Source organism: Nonomuraea sp. NPDC050383 (genome assembly GCF_044459125.1).
Taxonomy (GTDB): domain Bacteria; phylum Actinomycetota; class Actinomycetes; order Streptosporangiales; family Streptosporangiaceae; genus Nonomuraea.
This window is the reverse complement of record NZ_JBITIP010000002.1, coordinates 381,787-402,980: the sequence shown is the minus strand read 5'-3', so window position 1 is coordinate 402,980 and position 21,194 is coordinate 381,787. Positions and strand designations below refer to the sequence as shown.

General features: G+C 68.5%; 12 protein-coding genes and 1 pseudogene. 3 read left to right on the top strand and 10 right to left on the bottom strand.

The genetic code is table 11. The features are described 5' to 3' along the window. Positions 1-22 precede the first annotated feature (22 nt). The 10 genes and pseudogenes from ACIBG4_RS06590 to ACIBG4_RS06545 form a co-directional block, all read right to left on the bottom strand. Positions 23-457, bottom strand: a complete 435-nt coding sequence (locus tag ACIBG4_RS06590; protein ID WP_397200974.1) for a hypothetical protein — start codon at positions 455-457, stop codon at positions 23-25. An 83-nt stretch (positions 458-540) separates the two neighbouring features. Then, a complete protein-coding gene (locus ACIBG4_RS06585) occupies positions 541-1,065 on the bottom strand; it encodes a hypothetical protein (protein WP_397200973.1) in 525 nt (174 codons plus the stop codon). 183 nt (positions 1,066-1,248) lie between these two features. Beyond that, positions 1,249-1,563 carry a uracil-DNA glycosylase family protein gene (locus ACIBG4_RS06580; protein ID WP_397200972.1) on the bottom strand — a complete coding sequence of 105 codons (315 nt, stop codon included), beginning with the start codon at positions 1,561-1,563 and terminating at the stop codon, positions 1,249-1,251. 632 nt (positions 1,564-2,195) lie between these two features. Beyond that, positions 2,196-9,503: a LamG-like jellyroll fold domain-containing protein gene (locus ACIBG4_RS06575; RefSeq protein ID WP_397200971.1), complete on the bottom strand. Its 7,308-nt coding sequence runs from the start codon at positions 9,501-9,503 to the stop codon at positions 2,196-2,198. Between the two features lie 548 nt (positions 9,504-10,051). Then, a pseudogene (locus ACIBG4_RS06570) lies at positions 10,052-10,252 on the bottom strand (mismatch-specific DNA-glycosylase); the annotation flags it as partial. Positions 10,253-10,325: 73 nt separating this feature from the next. Beyond that, on the bottom strand, positions 10,326-11,726 hold the full coding sequence (locus tag ACIBG4_RS06565; protein WP_397200970.1) for a sugar porter family MFS transporter: 1,401 nt from the start codon (positions 11,724-11,726) through the stop codon (positions 10,326-10,328). An 81-nt stretch (positions 11,727-11,807) separates the two neighbouring features. After that, positions 11,808-12,407, bottom strand: coding sequence for a response regulator transcription factor (locus tag ACIBG4_RS06560; RefSeq protein WP_310710969.1), 600 nt, complete (start codon positions 12,405-12,407; stop codon positions 11,808-11,810). 118 nt (positions 12,408-12,525) lie between these two features. Continuing rightward, the gene (locus ACIBG4_RS06555) at positions 12,526-13,716 is read right to left on the bottom strand and encodes a sensor histidine kinase (protein WP_397200969.1); all 1,191 of its coding nucleotides are present in this window, start codon (positions 13,714-13,716) and stop codon (positions 12,526-12,528) included. Beyond that, positions 13,713-14,903 (bottom strand): sensor histidine kinase, encoded by a 1,191-nt coding sequence (locus ACIBG4_RS06550; RefSeq protein ID WP_397200968.1) that lies wholly within the window; start codon positions 14,901-14,903, stop codon positions 13,713-13,715. Before ACIBG4_RS06550 ends, ACIBG4_RS06555 begins: the two co-directional genes overlap by 4 nt. A gap of 109 nt (positions 14,904-15,012) precedes the next feature. Then, positions 15,013-16,140, bottom strand: a complete 1,128-nt coding sequence (locus ACIBG4_RS06545) for a hypothetical protein (protein ID WP_397200967.1) — start codon at positions 16,138-16,140, stop codon at positions 15,013-15,015. Between the two features lie 116 nt (positions 16,141-16,256). On the opposite strand from ACIBG4_RS06545, the gene ACIBG4_RS06540 reads away from it, so the two are divergent. Genes ACIBG4_RS06540 through ACIBG4_RS06530 form a run of 3 tightly spaced genes read left to right on the top strand, consistent with a single transcriptional unit; the run spans position 16,257 to position 21,135 of the window. Further along, complete coding sequence (locus ACIBG4_RS06540; protein WP_397200966.1) at positions 16,257-17,171, top strand: LLM class F420-dependent oxidoreductase; 915 nt, start codon at positions 16,257-16,259, stop codon at positions 17,169-17,171. A 42-nt stretch (positions 17,172-17,213) separates the two neighbouring features. Then, on the top strand, positions 17,214-18,692 hold the full coding sequence (locus ACIBG4_RS06535) for a 3' terminal RNA ribose 2'-O-methyltransferase Hen1 (protein WP_397200965.1): 1,479 nt from the start codon (positions 17,214-17,216) through the stop codon (positions 18,690-18,692). After that, positions 18,676-21,135: a polynucleotide kinase-phosphatase gene (locus ACIBG4_RS06530; RefSeq protein ID WP_397200964.1), complete on the top strand. Its 2,460-nt coding sequence runs from the start codon at positions 18,676-18,678 to the stop codon at positions 21,133-21,135. The genes ACIBG4_RS06535 and ACIBG4_RS06530 overlap by 17 nt, the downstream gene beginning before the upstream one ends. The last annotated feature ends 59 nt before the right edge of the window (positions 21,136-21,194 follow it).

Here is a 21,194-nt window from a genome sequence, read left to right as displayed (position 1 = left end):
AAAACGTCGTTGAACCAATCCGTCATTCGTCGCGATAAGCATCAACTCTAATTATTACAAGAGATTCATCCGAAACAGATTTTTCCTGCAACACCTTCAGGAGATCAGGTTCATACTGGAGGGCCGCACGATCGAACCGATCCACAGATAATACTGCACGCCATCTAGCAGATTTCATCGCCACACCAAGCCGCCCCTGCCCTATGACCTCCCATCCTTGCCCGCGGAGAAGGCTCGTCGCCTTCCCCGCCGCCCCCTGAGGCCTCGCACTTCGGACATCGATGATAAACGTGTAAGCAATATCGGACTGGCCGTCATGGCCCAATTCGTCGCTGCCCTCCGCCTGCACTTTGCCGATACGACGCACATCGTCGAGCGCAGCGGAGGGAACCTGGTGAACGGGAGCGGGAAACAGCTCGCCACGGACGGCAAGGAGGGCTGTTCCGACAAGCAGCATCCCTAGAACACTTCCCGCCAATAGCCCTCTTACTGGCAGGCCGATTTGCGACGCTCTAGAGTGCACGCCCAATATGCCCAAACTCACCCGTCCGTTCTATGCGCATCCAGCACCAAGAAACCATCCGATCCATGTTCAGAGCGCGCGCTGCGCAGGGCCTTCTCGACAGACGATTCATATCGCCCAGACGACTCAAAGAAATCCGAACCAAATATCGTTACCTTCGTTTTTCTCCATTCATTGGAATTCATTTCGATCCACTGAGATGGGCGTTCATCGGCGACTTTCCAGCCTTGACCCTGCAAACGGGCACTTGCGGCGGCCAGCTCGGACTCGACACCTGAGCCATCGACATCGACATCGACATCGACATCGACATCGACATCGACATCGACATCGACATCGACAATGATCAGTCGAGTGATTACGCCAGAGCCATCAAATATGGCCTCGGTTTCAGTCTCTGCCAGCACTCTTCCGACGCTTCGCATATCATCGAGAACGTGCTTATCAACTTCAAGCGCCTCGGTCTCTCCCGAACATCCCGAGGTGAGAAGAGCGAACGAGAGAGCGGCCACCGTGCGTATAACTACGTTATACACCTTCATTGAATTTAACTTACTCGGCAAGCCTTTGAGTAGATGCCATTGCCACTACTGGCAACTTAGAAGGTTAGACGGACCAGCGTAACTTCCACTCGAAACGACAACAAGATCGAATTAAGTCATACAAAGATCACGGATGGTGACTTACCCCACTTGATCACCACAGGGTGCACCATGGACGCCGACTCAGCGGCCGATGTGCTCCCGCACCCGCCGCAGCTCGTCCGCGATCCCTGCCAACGTCCAGTGCGCGTTGAGGCCGCTCGGGTTCGGCAGCACCCACACCGGCACACCCCCGACCGCATCCTCCTGCAACCCCACCGCCGCCTTCGGCCGGGCGAAAGCCGTCCGGTACGCCGACACCCCCAGCACACCCAGCACCTTGGGACCGACGCGAGCCACCAAGGCCTCCAGCCGCCGGCCGCCCTCCACCAGCTCCTCCCGCGTCAGCTCCGAGGCCTTCGCGCTCGCCCGGGCCACCACGTTAGTCAACAGCTCCAAACAACACCCTGCCATCATGCTGGGATCCTGTCCTGCGGCGTTGCGGGACAAGGCGCCCATTCCACGTGATGGCCATCGTCATTTCACGACATCGCGCCCGTGACCCAGCCTAACTCGCACACCGCTCCCCTGGATGCAGTCTGGGCGCACCCGACCCTGCTTCCCACTCATGCTCGGCGCTGAATCGATAGCACTGAAACTATATATGCGAATATAATAAATTCCAAAGCGCATTATTGTCCGACGAAAGAAAGCACAAGTCGAGTAGCTGTCAGCTCGCATGTGACGTCGCCGAGGTCAATCTGGAAATGAGAGGTGTCGGACTCAACGCGGTGGACGAGCCCCTCAAGTGACTCTGCCGCCCGGGGATCAAAATTGGAAGCCTGAAGAATTTTGAGGTTTCCGACCCCGACAAATGTAAGCATTGCGAGAATTCCGTGCGTTTCGATCCTTCGCCAGTGAGAGGCGTACTTGAATTTCAAGGTAAGCACGCTTTCGCTGGGACAGAAATGCATAAGAGTGAACTTAGCATTATTATGGAGATCGACGATACCGCTCTGAGTCTCGAACTCGACTCGCGGAAAATCGTCGAGCCAGGGACCAAGCCCTGTGAACTCAGCGATTGGCATCTGCTATTTTCCCAGTTTATCTAGGTACGTTCTAGCCATCCTAAGATCTTCCCATGTGGCCAGACGTGTCTCTCCGCCCTGCCAGCCACCACGGCCATCAGGCCCTTGATGATACGTATATACCTTTACGTGAGGCGTATCTATATACTGTTTCGTCTTCTTGTCATAGTGAGGTCGACCTACGAGATCTATATCATATCGTACGTTGCCAGACGGTATCTGAAGGCGATTTTTCCCCCAACGCTGTGCAAGTGCTTCACCGACCTGAGCCATCACTGTGTTGGCGGTGGTTGCCTTCGCTATTGCGCTGCCAGTTCTCCCGAGGGTTTTGAAGGTCTTGCCCATGACGCGGATGCTTTTAACTGCCACACCACCCACTGGCACAAAATTCAAGGCAAAGAACCCGCATCCGAGAACGCTTCCATTAATGCAGTCGATAGCGTCACCGACAAGCAAGTCGACGAGTCTTCGCCAGTCCCCTCGCCCACCTTTCGAGAAATCTCCTCGCATCGCGCGCCAGTCGTCATCCTCAATGCCCAGCTCGGTGCGCAAGTTGAAGCAAGACACAGGGTAGTCAAAGTTGGTGCATTCGTTTAGAAACTGCTTGACCTTTTTTGCAACTACCGCCGATTGCTTAATGGCCTCACACGCTTCTGTCCCATAATAGCTTGAGCACATAGGGGTGCGCTTAGACGAAGTTGAAGCCCCCGAGCCGCCCTTACTCCTCTTGGCTGCTTCCGCATAGATGGCCCACGCCCGATCAAGGGTTTCCGGATCGACATTCGCGTATGCCATATCGATGAATTTATCGATGGTGGCTTTACCTGACTTCCAGAAGCCCTTTCCTGGATTCCAGCCGTTGGGCAGCATGTTCCATCGCTTCATCTCCTCCTTGGTCATCACTCTGACCGCGCCGAAGACGATCTGGTCTGTGGTGACACAAGCCAGGCAGCCGCCGATTTCGTAGTCATCGCGGACGGGACCGTAGGGAGTGCCCCAGACTCCCCCTACTGCCGACCCGGAGTAGGTGGGGGTGTCCCAGATGGAGCCGACGCCGTCTGTGATGACGGTGGCGTGCCCGGTGGGGTCGATGCCAGTCATGGGGGATGCGTTGGCGTATGTGTAGCGGTTCGCCTGAACTGAGGGATTGGGGGTGAGGGTGGCGGTGTCGCGGCTGGTGAAGGTGCTGGTGCCTGGTTGGTACCAGCGGGCGTGCATGTTGACCTTGCCGGTGTCCTGGTCGGTGTAGTTGCCCTGGTAGCCGAGATTGGTCTTGGCGCCGGTCTGGGCAGTGACGATGCCGAACGGGTCGTAGGCGGTAGAGGTCTGCAGGCTGGTGATAAAGGTTGCTACCAGGTCGCCGTGCAGGTCGCTCAGCGCCGCCACCGCCGCACCGGTGCCCTCCTTCAAGCCCAGCAAGCCACCGCTGACGTCACGGGCGTACTTAGCCTGGACAGTGCCACCGCTGTCGCTGATCGCGGCCAGGTCATTGCCGAGCCCTGCGTAGGAGAAGGTCTGCTTGACGGTGCCGCTGATGCGGGAAGTGACGCGGTCGAGGGAGTCGTAGCTGTAGAGGCTGTCGCCGTCGGCGATGAGGCGGTCGAAGGCGTCGAAGGTGAGCTGAGTCGTCGCACCCTTCTTGGTCTCCGTGGCCAAGGTGCCGCGCGGCGTATAGGTGTACGTCGACCCGTCGCCTGAGGTGAGGCGGTTACGTTCGTCGTAGGTGTAGGTCTTGTCGCCAGCCTTGGTGCGGTTGCCGGCCGCGTCCCACTCGTACAAGGTCTTCGCGCCGCCGGGGGCGGTCCATGAGGTGAGCCGTCCGGCGTGGTCGTAGCCGTAGGTGTTGGTGCCCGCCCCGGCCAGGCCGGCGGTGGTCTTGGTGGTGAGGTTGTCGTCCTTGTCCCACCCGTATGTGATCTGCGCCAGCTGAGCGCCCGTACTCAACTTGAGGGTGTGGGTCTCGAGGCGGTCCATGTCGTCATAGGTGAAGACCTGGGTGTCGGCGCTGGTGGTGCCGACCTTGGCGGTCATCGTCTTGATCCGGTTGGCCTGGTCGTAGTCGTAGGTGATCTTACGAGCGGTGACCGGGTCGGTCGCGGTCCACAGACGGCCTGCGTTGTCCCAGGTGAAGGTGGCTGTGCCTGCCGCGTCCACGCGCTGGGTCGGGTTGCCCAGCTCGTCGTAGGAGTAGCCGGTCTGCTGGGCGGCGCCTCGCTTGATCGACAACGGGAGGGTGCGGTCGTTGTAGTCGACGGTCAGGTCGCCGATCGTGGTCTGCCGGCCTGCCAGGTCGTAGCCGAAGCTGCGCTCGGCACTGGCCGCCCCGCCACCGCCGCCGGTCTCCTTGGTCAGCCGGCCGAGATGGTCGAAGGTGCGGTCGATGCGCACCCCGCCCGGCTGGATCAGCGCGGTCGGATTGCCGGCCCCGTCGTAGACAGCGGTCCAGGTGCGGTCGGCCGCGTCTGGGTGGGCGGTGGTGGACGGCTCGGTCACCGTCTCGACCAGGCCGAGGGTGTTGTAGGTGGTCCAGGTGGCGTTGCCCCGCCCGTCGGTCAGGCGGGTGCGGGAGCCGGTGGCGTCGTAACCGAACGACGTGCTGATGGTCTCGCCGTCCTTGACCGGCTCGATCAGGCCGGTGAGCCGGTTGAGCGCGTCGAAGGTCTGCTTGGTGACGTGCCCCTCGCCGGAGGTGAGGGTGGTGGGGTTGCCCGCCGGGTCGTAGCCGGTGCTCATCGTGCGCAGCACCGTCGCGCCCTTCAGGTCCTTGACAGCGATCTTGCGGCCGGCCAGGTCGTACTCGGCCAGCGTCGCCGTGGTGAGCGCCACGTTGGTGCTCCTGGTGAGCCGGCCTGCCGGGTCGTAGTTCATTGTCGTGGTGTTGGCGGCCGGGTCGATCTGCTCGGTCACCTCACCGGCCGCGTTCACCTTGTACGTGGTGGCCCGGTTGCCCGGCGCCACCGTCTTGGTCAGGCGGCCGGCATCGTCATACTCCAGCTTCGTGGTGTACGCCGCTGCCGATGGCTTGCGCTCCACCTGCGTCTCGGTGATCTTCCGCCCGAGGTCGTCGTAAGTCGCCTCAGTCCGGGCACCGGTCGGGTCCACGGCCGCGCGCTGCTCGCCGGCCAGGTCGTACTCGGCCACCCACCGGCCCGGCGTCTCACCCTCCGGCGCCGGGTCCGTCACCCGCACCTGACGACCGAGCTGGTCGTACTCGAAGGTGCTGGTGTAGCCGCGCGGATCGGTGGTTCGGATCAGCTGTCCGGCCTTGTCATAGCCGTGCGCGGTCGTCGGTGTGATCGTCGTCCCGCCCGGTGGCGTGTACGGTGGGGCGGTCTTGCTCGCCAGACGGCCCGCCTTGTCGAACGTCGACGTGACCGTACGACCCTCGGCATCCCGCTCATGGGTCGTGGCACCGAACGTGTCATAGCCGTAGCGGGCCGACGGGCGGACGTCGCTGGACGAGCCGGCCTTGTCCACCTTCACTTTCGGCCCTGTGGTCTCCACCAACTGGCCGAGCGCGTCGTAGCGCAGCGTCGAGGTAAACGCGGCCTTGTCCTCCCCAGTCGCATTGCCTCGCGGGTCCGTGGCCGCGATGACGAGGCCGCGGTCGTCATAGTCAGAGGTGGAGACGAGGTCGTCGGCGCCGTTCTCCACGGTCGTCTTTGTGGCCAGGTTCATCTTGTCGTAGACGTACTCGGTCACCTCCGTGCGCGATGTGCCAGCGCCGGTCAGCGTCTTGCGCAGCACATTGCCATTCGCGTCGTACACGAACGCGGTCTTGCGAGCGAGCTTGTCCGGGTCCAGGATCTGATCGATGAGCCGGCTGGCGGCGTCGTAATCATAGATCGTGGTGGTGAGGCCGCCGCCGGTGGTCTGCTCGACCAGGTTGCCGGCCGCGTCGTACTCATGCGCCTCAAGGACGACGTCGCCGGTCGTGGTGGCGCCGTTCAGCTTGGCGTCGTCGGCGATCTTCTGCTTGAGCCGGTTGTCCATCCAGTACACGTTGGTGGTCTTGCGCCCCATCGCATCGACGGTGGAGGTGAGTCTCCCGGCGGGGTCGTAGCCGCGGGACTCCAGCACCACGTCCTTGGCTGGCTGCGGATTGACCGGACTGTCCGTCCATCCCTTCAGCGTGCGCGTCGCCAGCTCCCCGCGATCGGTGTAGCCATTCTCGATGACAGCGCCACGGGCGTCGGTGACGCGGGTCACCCACCCGCGCTGGTTCCAGTCCTGCCGGACAACGCCGCCCTCGGGGTCGGTGATGGAGTCCTGGCGGCCGTGAGTGTCGTAGGTGTAGGTGGTGGTCCGTTCGGCGTCGCCGCCGGTCAGGTCGGTGACCTTCTCACTCAGCTTGTTGCCGTCCAGGTCATAGCCGAAGGTCGTCTGCTTGGTGTGCGTGACCCCCGAGATCTCGTTCTTCACTCCTGGCTCCGTCTGCGTCACCAGTCGGCTCAGCCCGTCGTAGGCGAAGGTCATCTTCACCCCGTCCGGATGCGCCTGCGACACCTGTGTGGAGGCCGACAGGCGGCCGATCGCGTCATACTCCAGCTTCGTCACCAGCCCCGCCGGGTTGGTCTGCTCCGCCAGGTCACCCGCCGCCGTGTACCGATACGTCCACGAGTTACTGCGCGCGTCGGTCTTCTTCGCCACCAGACCAGCCGGCGTCGTCCCTCCGCCGACAGCAGGCTCCGTGCCGTCGGTGTAGGCGACCGAAGCGGAGCGGCCGTTCGGGAAGTCCGCCGTAGCCGGGGTGATCAGCTTGGTCTGCTCTCCGAAACTGTTGTACTCCGCCACGGTGGCGTAGGTGTTGTCAGTGTCGCTGGCCGAGCGGCCGTCGCGATAGGCGATCAGCTGGTCGTTGCGCGGGTCGAAGGAGTCGCTGACGTTGAGGTAGTAGGTCCAGAACTCGATCGCGCACTCCCCCGGTGCGCGGCAGTACTGACGGCCCAGGGTGTTTCCGCGCTTGTCCTGATAGATCTCATTCGCGATGTCGTTGCGGTCGATGACCTTGGTCAGGAAGCCCGCCTGGTCGTACTCGTACCAGGTGGTCTTGTCGAGCTGGTCGGTCTCGCCGCGGATGCGGTAGCCGCGCCAGGCGTCATACAGGTACTTGAGCGTCTTGTTGCCCGGGTCGGTGACGGTGACCTGCGCCTCGCCGTACTCCTGCTGGACAGAGATCGGGCCGATCTTCCACGTACCGCCGTGGTTGTCGACGTGCGTGGCGATCCGGTCGCTCTTGTCGTCGTAGGTGTTGGACGCCCACACCCGCCCGGACGGCAGCGTGATCTTCGACAGCTTGTACGGAGCACCACCACGCGCCGCGTAGTGCCCCGCCACTTCGGCGGGGGTCAGCGGTGCTCCGTACACCGCCACCTCGTCAATCGAGCCCTGGAACGGGAACGCCTGCGACGTGGACGGAACCGCTGGCGACTTGGCCGGATCGGTGACACCGTTGCCGACGCTGGCGAACTTCCGCCAGGCCGTCACCTGCCCGGTCATCGTGCCGACCTGCTGGCCGTCCAGGAGCAGCGTCTGGTTCGCGCCCGAGACGGTCAGCACCACGTGATGCCACTGGTCGTTGTTGACCGGCTGCTCGGAGGTGATGGGCGCGGTGACCGCGTCCAGGGAGCCGCGCAGCTTGCCGTCGGTGCCGACGTAGACCATCGCCCCCTTGGCGATGCCGCTGCTCTCACCGGTGCCGGCGGCCAGAATCACACCCGACTGGCTGGTCTTGAACCACGCCTCCACCGACATCTGGTCACCCAGACGCGCGATCGTGTGCGACGGCAGCTTGACCACCGCACCCGGACCGAACTTGGCCGCGGTGTCCGACGTCCCCGCCAGCGCACCCTGCTGAGCCAGCGTCACACCCTGATAGGTGGCATCTCCGCCGCTCGTGCCCACGTCCTCGGCCGTCGTCCCGGTCGCCTCACCCAGCCGCCAGTATCCGACCGGATCGGTGTTGAGCACGCCGCTGCGATACAGCGACCCGCTGCCGTACTCGATGCTGGTGCAGTTCGGCGCCGCCACCGGCGCGCACACCTGCGTCAGCCGGTTGTCCTCATAACCGTAGGTCCACGTCAGCGGCTTGCCGTCGACGGCGTCGCTGGACACCGTCTGGACGTGATTGCCCGTCCAGGTGAACGTCAGCGACCTGCCGCCCACCCCGGTCACCTTCGCCAGCTTGCCGTCACTGCCGTAAGTCAGGTCCTGGCTGCGGTTGCGCTGGTCGGTCAGCTTGGTCAGCCGGCCCTGGTCGTCGAACAGGTAGCTGGTGGCCTGCTTGTCCATCAGCTTCCAAGTGCCGCCGCTCTGCTGCGCCAGCGTGGCGTACATGCCCGGCGGCGGCTGGAACGAGCCATCCCCGTTCGCCCGGAAGCGCACCTGACGCCCATCCGGATACGTCACCAACGCCGACGTCGCCCCGCCGCGGACCTCCTTGAGGAGCTTCATGTCCCACCGCGTCGACCACCCCGCGCCGAAGATCCCATCGGTGCGCGGGTCCATGCTGTTGTAAGTCCGCACCACCGACAACGGCGCCCCCGCCGTGGCCACCGACAGATCAGTGAACGACGTCGTGTAGTTACCGGACTGCTGATCGAACTCCTGGCCGCTGGTACCCGACCGCCCCAGCCACGACGTGACCGCAGGCTGGCGCACACCTGTGGTGAACGTCAGCACCGGCGAGGTGGTGGTCGAGCTGTCCAGGTTGTCCCGGGCGGTCACCTGCCACCAGTACTGCTTGCCCCACGCCAGCTTGCCCGCCGGAACGCTCCAGTAGTTGCGGTTGCTCGCCATATAGCCCGATGACGTACATCCCGTGCCGGACATCGACTTGTCGTCACAGATCGTGAACGAGTACGACACCAACGCGCCGTAGGAACTCTGTCCCCACGCCCGCAACACCGGCGTCAAAGAGTCGACCAGCTCACCATTACGGGGGTAGATGTCGTCGAATACCGGCACCGACAGCACCGCGCTATCAGCGGACTCGGCATTCCGCACACCCGCCGGCAGAGCACCCTTGGTCGCTTCCGAGGTCGTCGCCGTGGACGACTGCGTCAACCGCTGCTCAGCCGGAACCGTCCCCTTCGGAGCAGCAACCTGCCCCTTCCAACCATCCGCCGGATCCGACACCGCCGCCAGCTGCGTCGCGGGCACCAAAGACGGCACACCCTGCGCCGACCCCGACATCTGCCGAGGAAGAACCGGAGCCATCCCAGCATCAACAGCCAAGGCCACCTGCGCGGCAACCGTCGCCGACGCCGGCAACGCCTGTAACGCGACCAACCCCGGCAGCACCCCTGCCACCACGACAACCGACCGCGCAGCCGAACGAGCCCACGACAGACTACGGCGCATGCGTCACCACACTCCGAACCACAACAAACGGCGACCAAAGGACACTGGACGTCGCTCTCCGCCGCGGCATGCAGGTGCCTAGCCAGGTGGCTCGGAGCCCGATCACTATCTGACGATCAAGGTAGATAGATCGTGATCCGCGCAGCAAGAGGGCAAAGGTCACAAACCGGAAACCGGCCCTGTCGGGCGCGTAACCCTCCGTAGGGAACCGGCCGGCCAGCACTGCTACAGGAGGAAGCTTGACAGGGCATCCCACCAGGGCCTCTGGACCACTGAGGGTGCCCCTGCTCAGCAGTACCTACGGGACGCGGCTTCGCTCCTCGCTCGCCTCCCGACCGTCTCGGCTGAGTGAGCGAGTACTGCCCGAGACCTCGCACCTCCAGAACGATGAGCGCCATGGGCCAAGCTCATGTGACTTGCCCTGTGAGCCGCCACGCTCCTCAAGCAGTAGCCCAGGTCAGCGCTGACGACGCCGCGCTGGCGCGCTACTGCTTCTTCGTGATGCCCAGCCCGTACGACGGGAGCAGGTGCTGTTCCGACGGGGACAGGAGGCGGGGGGTGAAGCCGGACAGGTGGAGGGCGGGCCAGAAGCGGTTGCCGGGGCGGGCGAAGTGGTGACCGGTGGCCTCCGACATGAGGCCGGGGTTGATGCCGCAGAACAGCACGTCCAGCGAGGGCCCGAGCACGTCGTCGATCACGCCCTGGAGGGTAGCCGATCGGGAGGGTGCACGAGCCGCCCGAGCGGTGAGGGGCGGCTTCCCTCCGGAACGGTCAGCCCATCTCCTCCAGTTTGCGGCCCTTGGTCTCCTTGACCCACTTGGCGACGAAGAGGAAGGACAGGACCGCGAAGAACGAGTACATCGCGTACGTCATCGGCAGGTTCCACTCCGCCAGGGACGGGAACGACACCGTGATCGCCCAGTTCGCGATCCACTGGGCCGCGGCGGCCACGCCCAGGGCGGCGGCGCGGATGCGGTTGGGGAACATCTCGCCCAGCAGCACCCAGACCACGACGCCCCACGACAGGGCGAAGAAGAGCACGAACACGTTGGCCGCGATCAGCGCGATGACGCCCTGGGCGCCCGGCAGCGAGACGGCGCCGTTCACCGTGCGGGCGGAGCTGAACGCCCAGGCGGCGGTGCCCAGCGAGATCGCCATGCCGGCCGAGCCGATGAGCAGCAGCGGCTTGCGTCCGATCCGGTCCACGAGGGCGATCGCGATGAACGTGCCGACGATGTTGATCACCGAGCTGGAGAAGCTGATCAGCAGGGAGTTGGCCTGCGTGATGCCGACCGACTGCCACAGCACCGACGAGTAGTAGAAGATCACGTTGATGCCGACGAACTGCTGGAAGACCGACAGGACGATGCCGACCCACACGATCGGCAACAGCCCGGCCGCGGGACCGCGCAGGTCCTTCATGGTGGGCCGGGCCTCGGTGCGCAGCACGTGCTGGATCTCGTGGACCCTGTCGTCCAGGTTGATCTCGTCGCCCTCGACCTCCCGCAGCACCCGCCGGGCCTGTTCGGTGCGGCCCGCCATGATCAGGTAGCGGGGAGACTCGGGGATCGTCGAGGCGAACAGCAGGTAGAGCAGGGCCGGGACGACACAGGCTCCCAGCATCCACTGCCAGGCCTGGAGCCCCCACAGATGGTTGTTCACGTTGCCGCCGGCCAGCCGGGCGAACATGTAGTTGACGAGCTGCGACACCGCGATGCCGAGCACGATCGCGAGCTGCTGGAAGGACCCCAGCCGCCCCCGGTAGGCAGGCGGCGCCACCTCCGCGATGTACGCCGGCCCGAGCACGGAGGCCATGCCGATGGCGACACCCGCCAGGAACCGCCACGCGCCGAGGTCCCAGACGCTGAACGGCAGCATCTGCCCGATGGAGCTGATCGCGAACAGGATGGCCGCCACCTGCATCGTCCGCGTACGGCCCCAACGGTCGGCCAGGTTGCCGCCCACCCAGGCGCCGGCGGCCGAGCCGAGCAGCGCGATGGCCACCACGATGCCGATCTCCACGGCGCCGACGGCGAAGAACTTCTGGATGCCGACGACCGCGCCGTTGATCACCGCGCTGTCGTAACCGAACAGGAACCCACCTATGGCCGCTGCGGCCGTGATGAAGACGACATGTCCCAGGTTCTCCTGGTGAGCGGGCTGAGCAGCCATGCGGTCCCTCCTTATGAGACCGGCATCTACCCCTCAGAAAGCACCTATATCGTCGGGCTTACGCAATCTTGACGTGCGGGCTCACAGCCAGCCCATGCGCTGTGCCGTGCGGATGGCTTCCAGCCGGTTCTGCGCGTTGAGCTTGGTCATCGCGCTCGACAGGTAGTTGCGCACCGTGCCCTCGGTCAGGTGCAGCTCCGCCGCGATCCGCGCGATCGTCGCGCCGTCGCCGGCCAGCCGCAGCGCGTCGCGCTCCCGGTCGGTGAGCGGGCTGTCGCCCGCGGCCATCGCGGCGGCGGCCAGCTCCGCGTCGAGGTAGCGCCCGCCCGACTGGACCTTGCGGATGGCCATGGCCAGCTCCTCGGCGGAGGCGTCCTTGCCGAGGAAGCCGCTGACGCCGGCCGCCATCGCCCGCCGCAGGTACCCGGGCCGTCCCAGGCTGGTCAGGATGACGATCTTGCACTGGGAGCTGATCTGCTCGGCGGCGCTCAGGCCGTCCATGCCGGGCATCTCGATGTCGAGCACGGCCACGTCGGGGCGATGCTCGGTGACGGCGGCCAGCACCTCGTCACCCCGGCCGACCTGGGCGATCACCTCGATGCCGTCCTCCAGGTCGAGCAGCGCGGCCAGGGCGCCGCGGATCAGGTGCTCGTCGTCGGCCAGCAGCACACGCGTCGTCATGCCGCGTCCCCTCTCCGGCGACCGTCCCCGGACACGAACGATCGACCGTCCCCGGACACGAACGATCGACCGTCGCCGGACACGAACGATCCCCCGCCGTTCCCCGGCGCGGAGGCGGTCACGCGGGCACCGCCGCGCGCAGGACGTACGCGCCCTCGCGGGTGGGCGCCGCCTGGAGCGTGCCGCCCGCGGCGATGACTCGCCGTGACAGGCCGCCGAGCCCGTCCGGCGCGTGGTCGCCCACCGGGCCGGTCACCCCGTCATTGGACATCTCCAGCACCCCATCCTTGATCGTTATCGAGCAGCGCTCGGCCTTGCTGTGCTTGAGCACGTTCGTGGCGCCCTCCCGGACGACGGTCGCCAGGAGCGTACGGGTCTCGGGCCCGAGTGCGGCGGTGTCCGCATCGACGGCGCAGCGCACGCCCGCCGCCTCCAGGACCGCGCGCACGCCGGCGAGCACCTCGTCGAGGTCCAGCGTCCGATAGCTCTGTACGGCCAGGCGCACCTCGCGCAGCGCCTGCCGGGCGGTGTCCCGCACCTCGTACATGCGGGCCGCCGCGGCCTCCGGGTCCGACCGGAGCAGCTCCTCGGCCCGCTCGGCTCCGGCCGAGATGCCGGACAGACTCTGCCCGAGCAGGTCGTTCAGGTCGCGGGCGAACCTCAGCCGCTCCTCGGAGACGGCCAGCCTGGCCCTGGCCTCCTGGCCCTCGTGGGCCGCCTTGGCCAGCCGCCACAGCCACAGGTTCACGCCGACGCAGCCCACGATGAGCACGGTGAGCACCGTCTGGAGGAGGACCACGGGCCAGAGCACGCCCCCCGTGATCAGCGCGAGGTAGACGCTCACGACGACGATGGACGCGGCGGACGCCGCGACGACGGTGCGCTTGCGGGTGAACGGCGCCAGCATGCCGAGCCACAGAGCGGGCCCCCAGAGCAGCGCGGCCGGCGACAGCACGAGCGCGATCACGCCGGAGACCCACAGGACGGCCGTCGGCCGGCTGCCGCCCCTGACCGCGAGCCGGAACGTCCGGCAGGCGAGAACCAGCAGGACGGCCAGCAGCACACCGGCCCCCACCGCCAGCGGCGCCGGGAACCCCTGCTCCCAGATCGCGTACAGCGAGAAGAAGCCGCTCAGGGACGTGAGGTGGAGGAAGTCGATCGAGTAGACGATGAGCCACCGGACCTTGTCGAGCTTCGTCGCCCGCCTGAACCTGAGGACCTTGTCGAGGTTCGTCGCCCGCCAGATCCGGAGGACCGTGTCTGGTTTCGTCCCCCGCCTGTCCTGGAACCGGCCCGCTCGCCCGCTCATGCCCGCACCGCCGCCCTCAGCACGAACTCGCCGCCGTGATCCGGGCCGGCCGCGAACGTCCCGCCCGCGGCGGCCATCCGCTCGGACAGCCCGCGCAGGCCGCTACCGCCGCGCTCCCCGCCCGCCCGGCTCCTCGCCTCCCCGACGGTCTCCAGCGGGTACGCGGCCGTGGGCGCCGGGACGCGTACGCCGTCGTTGCGCATCTCCAGGGCGCCGTCGCGGATCGTGATCGAGCACCGGGTGGCCGTGCTGTGCTTGAGGATGTTCGTGGCGCCCTCGCGGACCGCCCAGGCGAGCAGCGCGCGGGCCGCGGGCGACAGGTCGGCGGTGGCGGCGTCGATCACGCAGCGGGCGCCGGCCGCCTCCAGCGCCGCCCGTACCCCGTGGAGCTCCTCGTCCAGGTCGAGCGTCCGGTAGCCGTCCACGGCGACCTGCACCTCGGCCAGCGCCTCCGCGGCCAGCCTGCGTACGTCGGCCATCTCCCGCTCCGCCTTGCCGGCCCCGGCGTCCGAGCGGGTGGCGAGCTTGGCGGCCAGCTCGCTCTTCAGGGAGATCACCGAGAGGCTGTGCCCGAGCAGGTCGTGCAGGTCCCGCGCGAACCGCAGCCGCTCCTCCGACACGGCCAGGCTCGCCTTGGCCTCCTGGCTGTCGTGCGCGTCCCTGATCGTCCACCACAGCCAGCGCCACAACCACAGGGCGACGGACATCGCCACGGCCATGGTCCCCTGCACGAGCAGCACCGGCTGCCACGGCTGGTGCGTGATCACCACGACGGCGGTCACGGTCAGCCCGAGCACGACGGCGCCGGTGCAGATGCCCGCCCACATCGGCAGGTACAGCACCGCGCCCGACAGCCACAGGTACATCACCATGGCCCAGGCCCCGTCGCTCGTACCGGTGCCCGATGCGGGGGGCAGCAGGGCCACCGCGCCCGCCGCCAGCAGGCCGGCCACGACGAGCTTGGCTGTCGGCCGCTGCCGGGTGTCGAAGGCCTCGCGCAGCAGGAACGGGTAGAGCGCGCACGATCCGAGCAGGCAGACGCCGACGACGACGGCGTGCGGGACGGTCATCTTTCGCTCAACGGTCATCGCCGCGATCATGGCAATGAACGAGAGCGCCAGCAGGGCGACCGTGCCGTCCATCCAGTGGACGAGGATCTTCCGCGCCGTGCGCGCCTGGCCCGCCACCGCCTCTCCCCCTCGCCGGCTACGTCGTCGTCGCTTCGCCGAAATCCTATAGTTCGGGCGGGAGTATGCCAGTGGGGTCGCTCAAGGGGATTCGTCCCGGCGGGGTCGTTCAGGCGAGGGTGTGCCAGAGGACGCGGGCCACGGCCGGTTCGGGCTCGGCGCCGCGCAGGGACAGCCAGGCCAGGTCGTTGCGGGCCACGAACGCGGCCAGCGCACGCGCGTCGGTCTCGTTCAGGTCGGCGGCGGCGCCCAGGACGGGCGTGAGCGCGACCCGGTGCCACGCGTCGGCCGGGCCGTCCAGGCCCTGGATCTCGGCGACCTGCCGCACGGCGGCGCGCACGGCCGAGGCGACGCGGCGCAGCCTGCCCGGGGGCGCTCCGGACGGCTCGATCGGGGACAGCAGGTTGACGGTGGCGACGTCGGCGCCGTGCGCGCGCGTGAGGCGCAGCATCGCGACGTCACGCTCGGCCAGGCCGTCCGACCGGAGCGGCAGCGTGAACGTCACGGGCAGCCGCCGCTCGCGCTGCAGCAGGGCCAGGGCGCGCGCCCGCCGGATCACCACGGCCCGGTCGGCGCCGTCGCCCGACCCGCCGTCGCCCGACCCGCCATCGCCCGACCCGCCATCGCCCGGCTCGCCGTCGCGTGCCTCGACGGCGCTCGGCTCGATGTCGAGGTACGCGGCGCCGAGGCGGGCGACGACGTCTCCGTAGGCGGCGGCCAGGCTCTCGGGTGTGGCGCAGGTGGCCGCGAGCTCACGGCCCCGGGACCCGCCGAGTACGACGCCCGCACCACCCCCTTCCTCCCGTAACGCCCGAATGCCCGCGACGAGCGCCCCGTCCGTGTTCGTCAACGGGGTGGCCGATGAGGAGGTGGTCCAGGCGGAGGCGCAGGCGCCGGGGCCGGCGACCAGGTGGCCGAGGGCGTACCAGCGCGTTCCCGTCAGCCGCGCGTCGGCGGCGAGGTCGAAGCCGGGGTCGCGGCCGGGCTCGGCGAAGCGGACGAAGGACGCGGGACCAGCCGTGGCGGCTCCGGGGACGTCGGGAGGCCGGGGCCGGGCGAGCGCCGGCGAGGTGGCGGCCGGGACGAGGTCGGGCATGGCGCGGGCCGGCAACAGCGTGAGCGACACCCCGGTCGCGGCCGCCAGGCCCAGGGCGGCGAGAAGCGCCAGCGGGCGCGGAAGCGTGCCGGCCTCCCGCCCGCGCCGGGACCGCCCTCCGGACCACCGCGAACCAGACATGCGCCACCCCGAGTCGTCGGCCGATCACACAGAGCGTTGACGCGACGCTAGCAAGCCCGGGGGCAGCACCGGGGGTGTTCTCCGGATGCTGTCCGGTCCATGCCGATAATGGCGGTATGAAGTTGCGGATCTTCACGGAGCCCCAGGAGGGCGCGACCTATACCGACCTGCTCGCCGTCGCCCAGGCCACCGAGCGGCTGGGCTTCGACGCCTTCTTCAGGTCGGACCACTACCAGCGCATCGGCGCCGGCGATCCGGGGCCCGGCTCCACGGACGCGTGGATCACGCTGGCCGGTCTGGCGAGGGAGACCTCCAGGATCAGGCTGGGCACGCTGGTGACGCCGGCCACGTTCCGGCTGCCGGGGCCGCTGGCGATCAGCGTCGCGCAGGTCGACCGGATGAGCGGCGGCCGGGTCGAGCTGGGCCTCGGCACCGGCTGGTACGACGGCGAGCACGCGGCGTACGGCATCCCGTTCCCGCCGGTGAGTGAGCGGTTCGGCCGGTTCGAGGAGCAGCTGGAGATCATCCGGGGTCTCTGGACCGCCGAGGGGCCATACTCGTTCGAGGGCGCCTACTACCGGCTGGCCGACTCGCCCGCGCTGCCCAAGCCGGCGCAGCGCCCGCGCCCGCCGATCATCATCGGCGGGGTCGGCGCCAAGCGGACGCCCCGGCTGGCGGCGACGTACGCCGACGAGTACAACGTGCCGTTCCACACCCCGGCCGAGACGGGGGCGGCGTTCGACCGGGTACGGCGGGCGGCCGACGAGGCCGGGCGCACGCTCATCCTGTCGGCGGCGCAGACCGTGTGCGTCGGCCGTGACCGGGCCGAGCTGGAGCGGCGCGCCGCGGCGATCGGCACGGGTCTGGACGAGCTGCGCGAGAAGGGGCTCGCCGGCACCCCGGCCGAGGTTCTGGACAAACTGGGCGCGCTGGCGGAGCTGGGGGCCGAGCGGGTGTACCTCCAGGTGATGGACCTGGCCGACTCGGACCACCTGGAGCTGATCGCCGCCGAGGTGCTGCCGCACGTGTAAACGCCGTGGCGCGCTTTCACCCGGTTGCGACACACTTGGCGCGTGCTGCTGACGATCTCGACGACCGCGAGACCGGCGACAGACCTGGGCTTCCTGCTGCACAAGCATCCCGACCGGGTGCAGGAGTTCGGGCAGTCGTCCGGCAAGGCGACGGTGTTCTACCCGGAGGCGGGCGAGGAGCGCTGCACCGCCGCCCTCCTCCTGGAGGTCGACCCGGTGACGCTGGCCCGCTCGCGCGGGAAGGGCTCGCCGGACTTCAGCCTGTCGCAGTACGTCAACGACCGGCCCTACGCCGCCTCGTCCCTGCTCGCTGTCGCTCTCGCCGACGTGTTCCGCACGGCGCGGGCGGGGCGGTGCGCGGCCCGGCCGGAGCTGGCGGCCGGGCCGCTGCCGCTGGAGATCCGGCTGCCGGCGCTGCCCTGCCGGGGCGGCCCCGACCTGGCGCGACGGCTGTTCGAGCCGCTCGGCTGGGAGGTGTCGGCGCAGACGGTGCCGCTGGACGAGGGGTTCCCGGAGTGGGGCGACTCGCGGTACGTGACGCTCGCCCTCACCGGGAGCGTCCGGCTGGCCGACGCGCTCAACCACCTGTACGTGCTGCTGCCGGTGCTCGACGACGCCAAGCACTACTGGATCGCGCCGGACGAGGTGGACAAGCTCATCCGGGCCGGTGAGGGCTGGCTGGGGACGCACCCGGAGCGGGGGCTGATCACGCGGCGTTACCTGGGCCGCCGCCGGGCGCTGGCCCGTACGGCGCTGGCGCGGCTGGCGGAGCTGGGCGACGAGACGGAGGAGGCGCTGGAGCCGGCCGTACCGGAGGAGGGGCCGACCGCGACGCCGGCCCCGGACGGCGAGCAGCCGGACGCCACCGTCCAGGAAGAGCAGCAGGAGCAGGCTCCGGCGGAGGCCGCCGGGCCGCGGTCGCTCAGCGGGAAGCGGCGGGAGGCCGTGCTGCTGACCCTGGAGGAGCTGGGCGCGACCAGCGTCATCGACCTCGGCTGCGGCCAGGGCGAGCTGGTCGGCGAGCTGCTGGCCAGGCCCCGGTTCGCCCGAGTCGGCGGCATGGACGTCTCCCCCATGGCCCTGACCGTCGCGGCGCGCAAGCTGAAGCTGGAGCGGATGCCCGCCGCCAGGCGCGAGCGGCTGACCCTGTTCCAGGGCGCCCTGACGTACACCGACAAGCGGCTGGCCGGCTACGACGCGGCCGTGCTCATGGAGGTGGTCGAGCACGTCGACCCGCCGCGCCTGGCGGCGCTGGAGCGGGTCGTGTTCGGTCACGCCCGGCCCCGGCACGTGCTCGTCACCACCCCGAACATCGAGTACAACGTGCGCTACGAGTTCCTGACCGGACTGCGCCACCCCGACCACCGGTTCGAGTGGACCCGGGCCGAGTTCGCCGCGTGGGCCGCCGAGGTGGCCGGCCGGTACGGCTACACCGTCGACCTGCGGCCCGTGGGCGAGGACGACCCCGAGGTCGGCCCGCCGACGCAGATGGGAGTGTTCACCCGTGATCAGCGTTCCTGAGCTGTCCCTGGTGGTGCTGGTCGGCGTGTCCGGCAGCGGGAAGTCGACGTTCGCCGCCCGGCACTTCAAGCCGACGCAGGTCATCTCGTCCGACTACTGCCGCGGCCTGGTCTCCGACGACGAGAACGACCAGTCCGCCACGTCGGAGGCGTTCGCGCTGCTCCACCACATCGTCGGCGTGCGCCTGTCGCGCGGCCTGCTCACCGTGGTCGACGCGACGAACGTGCAGTACGGCGCCCGCAAGGCCCTCATCGACCTGGCCAAGCGGCACGACGTGCTGGCCGACGCCATCGTGCTGGACGTGCCCGAGGAGACGGCCATCCAGCGCAACGCCACCCGTCCCGACCGTGACTTCGGGGCCGGCGTGGTGATCCGGCAGCGCAAGGAGCTGCGCCGGTCGCTGTCCAAGATCTCCAGGGACGGCTTCCGCAAGGTCCACGTGCTGCGCGGCCTCGACGCCGTCGAGAGCGCCACCGTGACGTACGAGAAGTCGTGGTCGGACAAGCGTGAGCTGACCGGGCCGTTCGACATCATCGGCGACGTGCACGGCTGCCGCGCCGAGCTGGAGGAGCTGCTCGCGCGGCTCGGCTGGCAGGGGGTACGGCACCCGGAGGGGCGGACGGCGGTGTTCGTCGGCGACCTGGTGGACCGCGGCCCCGACACTCCGGGCGTGCTGCGGCTGGTCATGGACATGGTCGAGGCGGGCACGGCGCTGTGCGTGGCCGGCAACCACGAGCAGAAGCTGGTGCGCGCGCTCAACGGCCGCAACGTCAGGACGACGCACGGCCTCCAGGAGTCGCTGGACCAGCTCGCCGCCGAGCCGCCGGAGTTCGCGGAGCGGGCGCGGGCGTTCATGGACGGGCTGATCAGCCACTACCGGCTCGACGGCGGCCGGCTCGTCGTCGCGCACGCGGGCCTGAAGGAGGCGTACCACGGGCGCGCGTCCGGCCGGGTCCGTTCCTTCGCCCTGTACGGCGAGACGACCGGCGAGACCGACGAGTACGGCCTGCCGGTGCGCTACCCGTGGGCCGACGACTACCGGGGCCGGGCCATGGTCGTCTACGGCCACACCCCGACCGTACGGCCCGAGTGGGTCAACAACACGATCTGCCTCGACACGGGCTGCGTGTTCGGCGGCGAGCTGACGGCGCTGCGCTACCCGGAGCGGGAGCTGGTGCAGGTGCCGGCCCGGAAGGTCTGGTATGAGCCGGTCAAGCCGCTCGGCGTCCCCGCGCGCGAGCCGAACACGCTGAGCGTCGACGACGTGCGGGGCACCCGGTACGTCGAGACGCGCTTCGGCGCGCGGGTCAAGGTGATGGAGGAGAACGCCGCGGCCGCGCTGGAGGTGATGAGCCGGTTCGCGGTGGACCCGCGCTGGCTCGTGTACCTGCCGCCGACGATGGCGCCGCCGGAGACGTCCACGCTGGACGGCTACCTGGAGCACCCGGCCGAGGCGTTCGCGGAGTTCGCCGCCGCCGGAGTGGGCGAGGTCGTGTGCGAGGAGAAGCACATGGGCTCGCGGGCCGTGGCCGTCCTGGCGAGGACGCCGGAGGTGGCACGGGACAGGTTCGGCGTCACCGACGGCAGCACGGGGGCCGTCTACACACGTACCGGCCGCCCGTTCTTCCACGACAACGGGCCGCTCGTCGAGGGGCTGCGGGAGGCGTGCGCGCCGCTGTGGGCGGAGCTCGGCTCCGACTGGGTGGTGCTCGACTGCGAGTTGCTGCCCTGGTCGGCCAAGGCTGGCGAGCTGATCAGGACGCAGTACGCCTCGGTGGGCGCGGCGGCGCGGGTGGCACTGCCCGAGGCCGTGTCGGCGCTCGAAGCGGCGGCCGGGCGCGGGGCGGATGTGGGCGGACTGTTGTCCCGCACCCGGCGCCGCTCCACCAACGCTGCCCTGTTCCGCGACGCCTACGCCCGCTACTGCTGGCCGGTCGACGGGCTGGACGGGGTACGGGTGGCGCCGTTCCAGATCCTCGCCTGCGAGGGGCGGGCCACGGCGCTGGAGCCGCACGCCTGGCACCTGTCCACGCTGGCGCTGCTGGACTCGCCGCTGATCACGCACACGCGCCACCTGTTCGTGTCGCTGGACTCGGCGCAGTCGCGCGCCGAGGCGGTGGCCTGGTGGGAGTCGCTGACGGCGGCCGGGGGCGAGGGCATGGTGGTCAAGCCGGCCGCGTACACGCCGGGCCGGGTCCAGCCGGGGGTGAAGGTGCGGGGCCGCGAGTACCTGCGCATCATCTACGGGCCGGACTACACGGAGTCGCTGGACGTGCTGCGCAGGCGCTTCCTGGGCAAGAAGCGGGCGATGGCGCTGCGGGAGTACGCGCTGGGGCTGGAGTCGCTGGCCCGGCTGTGCGAGGGCGAGGCGGCCTGGCGCGTCCACGAGCCGGTCTTCGCCGTCCTGGCCCTGGAGTCGGAGCCGGCGGACCCCCGCCTGTAGGCCGGGCGGCGCCCGGGTCGAGCCGCCTGGTGAAGTCGGGTCGGCCGTGGGCGCCCACC